We start from the raw sequence: 9,763 nt of genomic DNA on the forward strand, positions 1-9,763 counted from the left end.
GCCGGCTTCACGCTGGTCTGCCTCGGCATCGGCGCGGCGCTGTTCCGCTGGGAGTGAGGCGCGCTCAGGTGGTCACGCGCAGCAGCAGGCCCTGCACGTAGCCGAGCAGCATCGGCGGCAGGTTCGGGTGCGGCGGCGGCGCGGTGACCGGCAGGGTCGCAAGCTGGTAGTAGACGTGGTGGTTGACCCCGTTGAGGGTCGCGGTGACGTGTATCTGGTCGCCGAAGGCGCCGACGTGCGGCGCGCCGATGGTCACGGTATCGACCGCCTGGGTCGATGCGACCACAGTGCGCAGGCTGACCCAGAGATGATGCCCCTCGGCCACCGCGACCGGGGTCTGCCCCTGGAACAGCGGCAGGATCCAGGCCTGATCCTGCTGGGTCGGTGGATAAGTGTTGTGCCAGTGGCACGGCATGGTGACAGCCCCGCGACCGGCCCCTGTGCCGGATCATGCGAGCTTGGGTCGCCTTCGCCGAGCCGCCGGCAAGCCCGGCCTTCAGGGTCCTGGCATCGTTCCTGCTCGAATCCGGCAAGCGGGTCGCTCGCGGCCCGTCCCTGTCCGCTTGCCGACAAGACCTCCGCGCATGCCCATGAAGATCGCCATCGCCACGAAGGATTTCCGACAGATCGCCGGCCACGCCGGCCAGTCGCGTCACTGGCTGCTGTACGAAGGCACCGAGCCGGGCACGCAGCCGAGGCGCATCGAACTGGCGCCGGAGCAGGTGTTCCATGTGCATCGCGACGGCGTGCATCCGCTCGACGGCATCGGCGTCGTGATTGCCGGCAGTGCCGGCGACGGCTTCCTGCGGCGCATGGGCAAGCGCGGCGTCACGGTGGCGCTGACCGCCGAATCCGATCCGGCGCGCGCGCAGCGCGACTGGCTGGCCGGCTGTCTGGCGCCGCCGGCGCCGCCCGGCCTGCGCGGGCTGATCTGCAAGCTGCGCGACCGGCTGTTCTCGGCACACCTGCGCGGCTGAGCCGGGCCTTTCAGTCGGCGTCGAGCGCTGCCGGCCGGCGGTCGCCGGCGTCGAGCGGCTCGATGCAGCGCGGATCGTCGTGCTTCGGGCTGTTGACGTGGGTGCTGACCCGCAGCGCCTGCACGCTGGCGGCATCGGCCGGCTGCATCAGCGTCTGCAGGCGCGCGGCGTCGTGGTTCTCGTGATCGAGCCAGGCTTCGTAATCCGGCGCTTCGATCAGCACCGGCATGCGGTCGTGGATCGGCTGCAGCGACGGCGCCGCGGCCGTGACGATGATCGCGACGCTGTCGAAGGGCTCGGCACCGTCGCCGGCCCAGTGCTCCCAGACGCCACCGAAGGCGAGCAGCCCCTGACCGCGACGCGGGTGCATGAACCACGGCTGGCGACCGCCGGCGGCCGGCTGCCATTCGTACCAGCCGCTGGCCGGGATCAGGCAGCGGCGGCGACGGAAGGCGCTGCGGAACACCGGCTTCTCGGCGACCGTCTCGGCGCGGGCGTTGATCGTGCTGTACGGCACGCTCGGCGTCTTCGACCAGCCCGGCACCAGCCCCCAGCGCATCGCGTGACACTGGCGGTCATGGCCGCGGCCCTCGGTGATCACGGTCAGCGACTGGCTCGGCGACAGGTTGTAACGCGGCGCCAGCTCCGGCACGGCCTCCAGCCCGAACTGCCGGGCGATCCGCTCTCCCGGCGCGTACAGCGCAAAGCGTCCGCACATGATGGATACCTTCTTGGCGCAGCCGTCACGATCAGCGGGACCACAGGCCGCCGGCGCCGTTCCGGCCCCGCCAGCACTGCATCCGCCGCACACGATAAGCCAGCGCCGGGCCGGCGTTCGAGCGACCGGCAGCCGCCTGTGCGCCGAAATTGCCACCGGCCGCTGCGCCGGCCGGCTGCGCAAGCCACGGCGATCACCGGGGAACCTGCCGTCCTGTCAGCGCCTCGCCCCGCGCGGGGGAGGAACCGGAAAAGAGGGAAAAACAGGGCATTCCCCGACATCCCGCCGGCACCGGCCGTGAAACAAAAAAAGAGGGCCGGGTCCGACGACCCGGCCCAACACGACCACCAGAGGAGGATGGGAGGAGAAACATCACGAAGATGCCGGAAGTGATTGTGCGGACGGGGTTTCGCAGCGACAAACCAGCATTTCTAGGGGTCGCATCAGGATTTCTTGCTGTTAACGCCATCTTTCTGCAACGACAGGGAAAGACCGGCGCCGCGCGCCGCTGCATGGTCAGGATTCCGGCGTCCACCCGATACACATCGGATGCACGCCGGATACACCGTGGATGCACACCGGCTACACACTGAACCGTCTCCGCCCCCCGCTTTCAGAACCCGCCGCCGCCATGTCCGATCTGCCTGCCACTTCCGCTGCCGATCCCGAAGAACCCGCCGGCGGCAAGCCCCGCCGCCGCACCCGCCGCTGGTACCGTCGCCCGATGCTCTGGTTGCTGCTCGTATTCGTGTTTCCGGTTGTCGTGCAGGCCGCACGTCATGCGCTGAGCGCAACGGATCAGCCCTGGTACGCGGCCCGCCACGACAGCGCCCGGCTGGTGCCCGAGGCCGGGCGCCAGCCCGAAGCCATCGTGCAGGCCTGGGCAGCGCGCGCCTGGGGCTGGCGCGGCATCTTCGGCGTGCATACCTGGATCGCCGTGAAACCGGCCGGGGCGCCGGCCTGGCAGCGGCTGGAGGTGATCGGCTGGCGGCTGTACCGCGGCGGCTCGGCGGTCAGCATCACGAGCGGCGTCCCGGACGCCTACTGGTACGGCAACCGCCCGCTGCTGCTCGCCGAGCTGCGCGGCGCGGCCGCGGCCGACGCCATCCCGCGCCTGCTCGATGCCGCACGGCGTTATCCCTACGCCGATCGCTACCGGGTCTGGCCCGGTCCGAACAGCAACACCTTCGTCGCCCAGCTCGCGCGCGCGGTGCCGGAGCTGCGTCTGGCGCTGCCGGCGACGGCGATCGGCAAGGATTACCCGGTCGACGGCCGCTGGCTGGCCCCGGCCCCGAGCGGCACCGGCTGGCAGCTGACGCTCGGCGGCCTCGCCGGTCTGACGCTCGCCGTCGAGGAGGGCCTGGAGATCGACCTGCTCGGCCTGACCGCCGGCATCGATCCGGGCGGACCGGCGCTGAAGCTGCCCGGCATCGGCCGCATCGGCCCGCCGTGACGGCAGGCCGCGGCAAAGCGCGCTAAGCTCGCCGGCCCCTCCCCTGCCAAAGACCCGTCAGCCATGCTCAGGATCGGACAATGGACGCTGCGCCTCGCGCTGCTGCTGATCGTCGCCGGCCTGCTCGGCGGCTTCGGCCTGATGCTCGCCGGTCACGCCGACACCGGCATGACGCTGGTGACGCTGGTGCCCTTCGGCTTCGTGATCGGCTTCGCGGGGCTCGCGCTCGTCGTGCTGCACGAGAAACGCGACCGCTGAGCGCCCGCCGCGCACGGCAGGCCGATCACACGCAAGCGCATGGTTTTTCTACCCCCTCTCCCGCGCCGGGCGAGGGGCTGAAGGACGAAGCCTGCCGGTGTGAACGGCATCAGGCCGGCCCGGCATCGGTGCCAGTGCCCGCGGCCGGCCGGATCCGGCCGGCCGCGAGCACCTCGGCAGCCTGCTCCGGACTGAGCGGCGGCGCGTACAGATAGCCCTGCGCCTCGTCGCAGCCGTGGCCGCGGAGGAATCCGAGCTGCGCCGGCGTCTCGACCCCCTCGGCGATCACGCGCAGGCCCAGACTGTGCGCGAGCGTGATGATCGTGCGCGCGATGGCTGCATCGTTCGGATCGCTGGCGAGATCACGCACGAAGCTGCGATCGATCTTCAGGCGGTCGATCGGAAACTGCTTCAGGTACGCGAGCGACGAATACCCGGTGCCGAAGTCATCGATCGCGAGCTGCACGCCGAGCGCACGCAGCCGTGCCAGCGTGCCGGCGGTCTGCGGCGGATCGCTCATCAGCGCGCTCTCGGTGACTTCGAGCTCCAGCGCGGCACCGTCCAGCCCGCAGACGGCGAGGGCCGCGGCCACCTTGTCGGCCAGCCGGGCATCGCGCAGCTGCAGCGCCGAGAGGTTCACGGCAATGCGCACCCCCGGCAGGCCGGCGGCCCGCCACGCGCAGAGCTGCCGGCAGGCGGCATCGAGCACCCAGTCGCCGATCGCGCCGATCAGTCCGCAGTCCTCGGCCACCGGAATGAACTGCGCCGGCGGCACCTGCGCCCGTCCCTCCGGCTGCGGCCAGCGCAGCAGCGCCTCGAAGCCGATCAGCCGGCCGTCGCCGATCGCGAGCTGCGGCTGCCAGACCAGCGCGAAGCCCTGCTGCGCCAGCGCCCGGCGCAGGCCGTTCTCCAGCGTCAGGCGTTCGAGCACGCGGGCGTTCATGTCCTCGGTGAAGAACTGGAAGTTGTCCCGGCCGGACTGCTTGGCGTGGTACATCGCCGTGTCGGCGCTGCGGATCAGCGTCTCGGCATCGGCACCGTGGCCCGGATACAGGCTGATGCCGACGCTGCTGGTGATGCGCAGCTCGTGCGTGTCGATCTGGAAGGGCTGCGCGAGCGCGGCCAGCAGCTTGCCGGCGACGAGCGCCGCCTCGCGTTCGCCGTCGCCGGCCGGCAGGTCTTCGAGCAGCACGACGAACTCGTCGCCGCCGAGCCGGGCAACGGTGTCGCAGTCGCGCAGCGCCGCGCGCAGGCGCTGCGCGACGGCTTCGAGCAGCCGGTCACCGATGCCGTGGCCGAGCGAATCGTTGACGTTCTTGAAGCGGTCGAGATCGAGAAACAGCAGCGCGCAGCGCCGGGCGCCCCGCCGCGCCGCCGCCAGCGCGTGCTCAAGCCGCTCGAACAGCAGCACCCGGTTCGGCAGCCGCGTCAGCGGGTCGTACTGCGCGAGGAACTGGATGCGCCGCTCATGCGCCTTGTGCTCGCTGAGGTCGGTGAACACCGCGATGTAGTGCTGCGGGCCGGCATCGGCATCGCGCACGACGCTGACCGACAGCCACTCCGGAAACACCTCGCCGGACTTGCGCCGGTTCCAGATCTCGCCCTGCCACAGCCCGTGCGCATCGAGCGACTGCCAGAAGGCCCGGTAGAAGGCTGCATCCTGGCGCCCGGAGGCGAGCATGCGCGGATTGCGCCCGAGCACCTCGTCCGGCGCGTAGCCGGTCACCGTCGTGAACGCCGGATTCACGGCGACGATGCTGCAGCCGGCGTCGGTGATCATGATCGACTCGGCGGCGTGCTCGAACACCTCGGCGTACAGCCGCAGCTGGGTTTCGGCGGCGCGCCGGGCGCTGATGTCGCGCACGATCGCGCAGTTGTACTGGCCGTCGCCGTACGGCATCCCGGTCGCGACGATCTCGACCGGAAAGCGTTCGCCGTCGCGCGTGCAGTGCTCGGATTCGACGCGGACATGGCCCTTGCGCGCGACCTCTTCGCGCATCGCACGCAGTTGTTCGAGCCCGACCAGCGGGTCGATGTCGGTGACGCCCATGGTCAGCAGCTCTTCGCGCGACCAGCCGAGCCGGCGGCAGGCGGCCGGATTCACGTCGACGAAGCGGCCGTCCTCGCCCATGACGTACAGCGCGTCCTCGGCGGCATCGACGGCGGCCTGCGTCGCCTGCAGGCGCTGCTGCAGGCGCTCGTGTGCCGTGACGTCGGTCATCACCCAGACCTCGTGTTCGCCGCTCGCGCAGCCGGCGAACTGCACGCGGCGCGTGAGGCCGTCGCCGCAGTGCACGTCGAGCGTGCGCACCTGATCGAGCCCGCGCTCGCGATCGGCCAGATACAGCGCCAGCACGGTTTCGGCCTGCTCGCCGTACAGCCGCGCGAACCAGGCCTCGACGCGCTGCACCTCGGCGCGCGCGTAATGCAGCAGCCGTTCGGCGGCGTGGTTCAGCGTCACGGTGCCGCTCGGCACGTGATGGTGGACGGCACCGACCGGCAGGGTTTCGAGGATGGTCCGCAGCCGCGCCTCGCTGTCGCGCAGCGCCTGCTCGACCTGACGCTGCGCGGTCACGTCGCGCACGAGGCAGCTGACCGTCGCCGCCGCAGTGGCCACGGACGGCGCGATGCGTGCGCAGCGCCCGAGCATCTGCCGCTCGCGGCCATCGGCGAGCCGGATGCGGACCTCGACCTCGCGCGGCTCGCCGTCGGCGAGCACGGCCCGCAGGATGCCAAGCACCCGGTCGCCCTCGGCCTGCCCGAGCACGTCGTGGAGGTTGCGCTGCAGCAGCTGCTCGCGCGGCATCAGCAGCAGCTCGGGCCGGGCGGTCCAGACGTCCAGATAGCGGCCGTCGGCATCGAATTCGAAGGCCAGATCGTCGAGCGAGGACAGCAGCGCGCCGAGCCGGGTGCGCTCCCGGCCGGCCTCGTCGTCCCCACCCGCGCGGCGGATTACCGGCACCGACGGGTACACGGCGAGCCCCAGACAGGCGATCAGCGCAAGCACCTGCACCAGCGGCGCGAACCAGGCGGCGTCGATCAGCAGCAGCGGCCCGAGGCGGTCGGCGAGCAGCACCAGCGCCAGGCCGCAGGCGGCGAGTGCGCCCGCGGCGCGCAGTTCGATGCGGGCAGCAAGGACCAGCAGCGGCAGCAGCAGCGGTGCAGCCTCCCGCCCGGCGAGCAGCACCAGCAGCACCACCGGCAACGCGAACGGAACGAGGACGGACCAGCGGCGAACGGCGCGCGCGCAGCGTTCGCGGACAGCTTCAGACGACATCGGCAACATACCGGAAGGCGGGGGGACGGCAGCGCCGGCGGAGACGGCTGGCGGGCACGGGGCGCGAGCCTCGCACCCGCAGGTGCCGGGCCTCAAGCGGGCACGGAACGCAGCACCGGCGGACAGGCAGCGCCGTCCCCGGCGCGGCATTGCTGGTATTTAACCGATAATCATCGACTTGCCGTGTGGCGCCGGCAACCGGCGACACCGGCTTGCAGCAGACAGGAATCCATTTCGAAACCGGCTTTTACGTGGACTCACGCAGGAATGCCGGCGTCACCGCGACGGTAGTGCAGGCGCACGGCGCCATCCGGATAGCCCCAGGCATGCACCAGCGCCAGCGTCGAGGGATGCGTGCCCGGCCCGAACAGCGGCCGGCCGCCCCCGAGCAGCACCGGCGCCACGCGCAGCAGCCATTCGTCGATCAGGCCGGCGGCGTGGAAGACCGAGATCAGCGTGCTGCCGCCGGCGAGCTGCGCACGCGTGATGCCGTCGCGCTGCAGGCGCGCCAGCAGCCCGGACGGGGTTTCGGTGCTGTAGCAGAGCCGCGCATCCCGCTCGGCCGGGGATTCGCTGTGCAGCAGCGCGATGACGGTCTGCTGCGGCCACGGCCAGTGCGCGGCCCGGCGTGCCGCGGCGGCCGTGTGCCGGCCGACGATGATGACTTCGGGCGCGGGCAGGCGGTCGCCGGGCTCGGGCAGCGGCGTCCGGCCGCCGTCGATCTCCTCCCGCGCGCTGCCGGGCGGGATCAGGAAACCGTCGAGGCTGACGGTGACGCTACAGACGACGCTGGTCATGGGCACGGCTCCGGCGGGGGACGATAGCGATCGCCGAGCATAGCCGTCGCCGGCGCCACGGCCCGTCCGCGTGCCGAATAGTCGTTTCGTAGGATTGCCGGCGCGGCGGCGGCTGCGCAGAGTCGCGCGCGTCCTGCCACGGAACCCGGCCATGCCCCTCCAAACCGATCCCGCCTCGGCTGCCGCCGAAGAACTTCTGCAGCAGGCCGAAGCCTCGCGCCGCGCCGGTGATCCGGCGCTGGCCGCCGCGCTGTACCAGCGCGTGCTGAACCTCTGGCCCGAGTCCCCGGCCGCGCGCATCGCCGCCGGTCGCCTCGACACGCTCGGCCTGCCGGACCCGGCGCCGGCCGAGGCGCTCGCGAGCGCCGGCGACCTGCCCGGCGACGACAGCTACCTGCCCGGCGAGCTGGCCGCTGCCTGCCTGCGCGCGGCGGCGCTGGTCTGTCTGGTCGTGCTGTCGCTGATGGCCGGCTGGCTGCTGGTCGATGCCGCGGTCGGCCATGGCCCGTCGGACAGCCGCGCCTGGCTGCCGGGCGTGCTGGTGCTGCTCGCCGCGATCGTGCTGCCGGCGCTGCTTGCGACCATCGCCGGCATCGGTCTGAACCTCGTGGCGCTGCGCCGGCGCCAGGAAACGCTGCGCCTGCGCTGAGGCCGGCGTTCAGCCCGCGCGCCGCGGCAGCAGCACCAGCAGTCCGCCGGCGACGATCAGCGCCATGCCGGCAAACGAGGCCGCATCCGGCAGCGTGCCGAACACGCCGAAACCGAGCAGCGTCGCGATCGCGAGCTGGCCGTAGGTCAGCGGCCCGAGCACGGCCGGCGAGGCGTGCTCGAAGGCGCGGATCAGCAGCGCATGCCCGCCGAAGCCGGCGCAGCCGAGCACGATCATCAGCCCGGCGTGCGCGACCGTCGGCGTCGTCCACACCCACGGCAGCGTCAGGCTGGCCAGCACGGTGCCGGTCAGGCCGGTGATGAAGTTGGTGGTCGTGCCGTTCTCGCTGCCGGCGAAGCTGCGCGTCAGGATCTGGTACAGGCTGTTGCAGAGCGCCGCCGCCAGCGGCAGCAGCACCGTCCAGCCGAGCAGCGCCCCGCCCGGGCGCACGACGATCAGCACGCCGGCCAGCCCGGTCAGGATCGCGATCCAGGTGCCGCGGGCGACGCGCTCGCCGAGCAGCGGCACCGACAGCGCCGTCACCAGCAGCGGCGTCAGGTAGATGATCGCGGTCGCCTCGGCGAGCGGCAGGAAGCGCAGGCCGCTGACGAACAGGATGGTCACCGACAGCAGCAGCAGCGCCCGCAGCAGCTGGCGCCCGGGCCGGCGCGTGTGCAGCAGCGTGCGTCCGCGCGCCGGGGCATAGGCGATCAGCATCAGCAGCGTATGCACCGCGTAGCGCGCCCAGACCACCATCGCCACCGGATAGTGCTGCGAGAGGTATTTGGCGCTGCTGTCGAGCACGGCGAAGCACAGCACGGCGAGCAGCGTAAGGGCAACGCCGATCAGCGGCGCTCGCGTGCCGGGGGCGGTGGACGGGAAGCTCATCATCGATCCGGTACGGCGGCGCGGGGCTGCGCATCGTAGCCGCTGGCTTGCGGGGCTGCCGCGCCGGTACGGCAGCCGTGCAGCCGTGCATCGGGCACGCCGGAAACGTGCAAAAAAAATCGGCGACAGGTCCGCGGGGGTGGGAACCTGTCGCCAGTGCTTTCCAGACGGGGGTGACAACCGGATCGGTTGCCAGCAAAGCGTAGGAGAAGCTGCGCGAACGGGGTGCAGGTGGACGAATCTTCATCGCCCCGTGCAGCTGAGAAATTTCTCAGGCCGGATTCCGAGCCGCCCGGATGGTCGGCCCGCAGCTTCCGGGGCAGGATGGGTTGCCCCCTTCCCTGTTTCGAACCGAGGCTCGAACCGTGCAGGTACAGCCGCAAGCCTGTCCGCATCTGTCCTGGAGCACGATGCTCACCGAGTTGCGTGCTGCGCGCCTGCGTGGCGCATCGGCGTCGGAACGCCTGATGATGCTCGATCGCTGGCGCCGCGAGCGCTGCGAAAACTGCACGATCACCTGCCTGTATCCGATGCCCGAGCTGCCATCGGCGCTGCGCGAACAGTACGAGTGGCGCCCGCGCTGAGGAAGCGCCGCGGCCCCGCGCCGGCCGGGCGGGTGAAAACAGGCCCTGCAGGCGCATCGCCGGCCGGCCTCCTGCACCGCCGCCCGCCCTGCCTTGCCAACCGGTTTCCGACGCGATGTCTGCCGCCACCCTGCTGACGCTCTACGGCATCCCGAACTGCGA

10 protein-coding genes are annotated in these 9,763 nt (G+C 71.6%); 5 read left to right on the forward strand and 5 right to left on the reverse strand.

Going from position 1 to position 9,763, the window contains the following annotated elements:
* Positions 1-64: 64 nt before the first annotated feature.
* Positions 65-415 carry a hypothetical protein gene (locus tag PKE44_RS03580; protein WP_324548303.1) on the reverse strand — a complete coding sequence of 117 codons (351 nt, stop codon included), beginning with the start codon at positions 413-415 and terminating at the stop codon, positions 65-67.
* 169 nt (positions 416-584) lie between these two features.
* Here PKE44_RS03580 and PKE44_RS03585 point away from each other — a divergent pair, with 169 nt between their 5' ends.
* The gene (locus PKE44_RS03585) at positions 585-977 is read left to right on the forward strand and encodes a hypothetical protein (RefSeq protein ID WP_324548304.1); all 393 of its coding nucleotides are present in this window, start codon (positions 585-587) and stop codon (positions 975-977) included.
* 10 nt (positions 978-987) lie between these two features.
* Here PKE44_RS03585 and PKE44_RS03590 read toward each other — a convergent pair whose 3' ends face one another.
* Positions 988-1,695, reverse strand: a complete 708-nt coding sequence (locus PKE44_RS03590; RefSeq protein WP_324548305.1) for an SOS response-associated peptidase — start codon at positions 1,693-1,695, stop codon at positions 988-990.
* A 631-nt stretch (positions 1,696-2,326) separates the two neighbouring features.
* Between PKE44_RS03590 and PKE44_RS03595 the strand changes: the two genes are divergently transcribed.
* Positions 2,327-3,148, forward strand: a complete 822-nt coding sequence (locus PKE44_RS03595; RefSeq protein WP_324548306.1) for a DUF3750 domain-containing protein — start codon at positions 2,327-2,329, stop codon at positions 3,146-3,148.
* 63 nt (positions 3,149-3,211) lie between these two features.
* The gene (locus PKE44_RS03600; protein WP_324548307.1) at positions 3,212-3,406 is read left to right on the forward strand and encodes a hypothetical protein; all 195 of its coding nucleotides are present in this window, start codon (positions 3,212-3,214) and stop codon (positions 3,404-3,406) included.
* A 109-nt stretch (positions 3,407-3,515) separates the two neighbouring features.
* Here PKE44_RS03600 and PKE44_RS03605 read toward each other — a convergent pair whose 3' ends face one another.
* Complete coding sequence (locus PKE44_RS03605; protein WP_324548308.1) at positions 3,516-6,683, reverse strand: EAL domain-containing protein; 3,168 nt, start codon at positions 6,681-6,683, stop codon at positions 3,516-3,518.
* A gap of 257 nt (positions 6,684-6,940) precedes the next feature.
* Positions 6,941-7,480 carry a dihydrofolate reductase family protein gene (locus tag PKE44_RS03610; protein ID WP_324548309.1) on the reverse strand — a complete coding sequence of 180 codons (540 nt, stop codon included), beginning with the start codon at positions 7,478-7,480 and terminating at the stop codon, positions 6,941-6,943.
* 151 nt (positions 7,481-7,631) lie between these two features.
* Between PKE44_RS03610 and PKE44_RS03615 the strand changes: the two genes are divergently transcribed.
* Positions 7,632-8,129 (forward strand): hypothetical protein, encoded by a 498-nt coding sequence (locus PKE44_RS03615; protein ID WP_324548310.1) that lies wholly within the window; start codon positions 7,632-7,634, stop codon positions 8,127-8,129.
* A 9-nt stretch (positions 8,130-8,138) separates the two neighbouring features.
* Here PKE44_RS03615 and PKE44_RS03620 read toward each other — a convergent pair whose 3' ends face one another.
* Entirely contained in the window at positions 8,139-9,017 is an 879-nt protein-coding gene (locus PKE44_RS03620) for a DMT family transporter (protein ID WP_324548311.1), read from the reverse strand.
* A gap of 296 nt (positions 9,018-9,313) precedes the next feature.
* On the opposite strand from PKE44_RS03620, the gene PKE44_RS03625 reads away from it, so the two are divergent.
* Positions 9,314-9,601 (forward strand): hypothetical protein, encoded by a 288-nt coding sequence (locus PKE44_RS03625; protein WP_324548312.1) that lies wholly within the window; start codon positions 9,314-9,316, stop codon positions 9,599-9,601.
* The last annotated feature ends 162 nt before the right edge of the window (positions 9,602-9,763 follow it).

The organism is Plasticicumulans sp. (genome assembly GCF_035331805.1).
In the GTDB taxonomy this organism is placed as follows: domain Bacteria; phylum Pseudomonadota; class Gammaproteobacteria; order Competibacterales; family Competibacteraceae; genus Plasticicumulans.

What these genes read in the sequence shown, in the direction of transcription:
- PKE44_RS03600 (WP_324548307.1), top strand. Translation starts at nt 3,212, where the DNA reads ATGCTCAGGATCGGACAATGGACGCTGCGCCTCGCGCTGCTGCTGATC.
- PKE44_RS03590 (WP_324548305.1), bottom strand. Translation starts at nt 1,695, where the DNA reads ATGTGCGGACGCTTTGCGCTGTACGCGCCGGGAGAGCGGATCGCCCGG.
- PKE44_RS03625 (WP_324548312.1), top strand. Translation starts at nt 9,314, where the DNA reads ATGGTCGGCCCGCAGCTTCCGGGGCAGGATGGGTTGCCCCCTTCCCTG.
- PKE44_RS03580 (WP_324548303.1), bottom strand. Translation starts at nt 415, where the DNA reads ATGCCGTGCCACTGGCACAACACTTATCCACCGACCCAGCAGGATCAG.
- PKE44_RS03615 (WP_324548310.1), top strand. Translation starts at nt 7,632, where the DNA reads ATGCCCCTCCAAACCGATCCCGCCTCGGCTGCCGCCGAAGAACTTCTG.
- PKE44_RS03585 (WP_324548304.1), top strand. Translation starts at nt 585, where the DNA reads ATGCCCATGAAGATCGCCATCGCCACGAAGGATTTCCGACAGATCGCC.
- PKE44_RS03595 (WP_324548306.1), top strand. Translation starts at nt 2,327, where the DNA reads ATGTCCGATCTGCCTGCCACTTCCGCTGCCGATCCCGAAGAACCCGCC.
- PKE44_RS03610 (WP_324548309.1), bottom strand. Translation starts at nt 7,480, where the DNA reads ATGACCAGCGTCGTCTGTAGCGTCACCGTCAGCCTCGACGGTTTCCTG.
- PKE44_RS03620 (WP_324548311.1), bottom strand. Translation starts at nt 9,017, where the DNA reads ATGAGCTTCCCGTCCACCGCCCCCGGCACGCGAGCGCCGCTGATCGGC.
- PKE44_RS03605 (WP_324548308.1), bottom strand. Translation starts at nt 6,683, where the DNA reads ATGTCGTCTGAAGCTGTCCGCGAACGCTGCGCGCGCGCCGTTCGCCGC.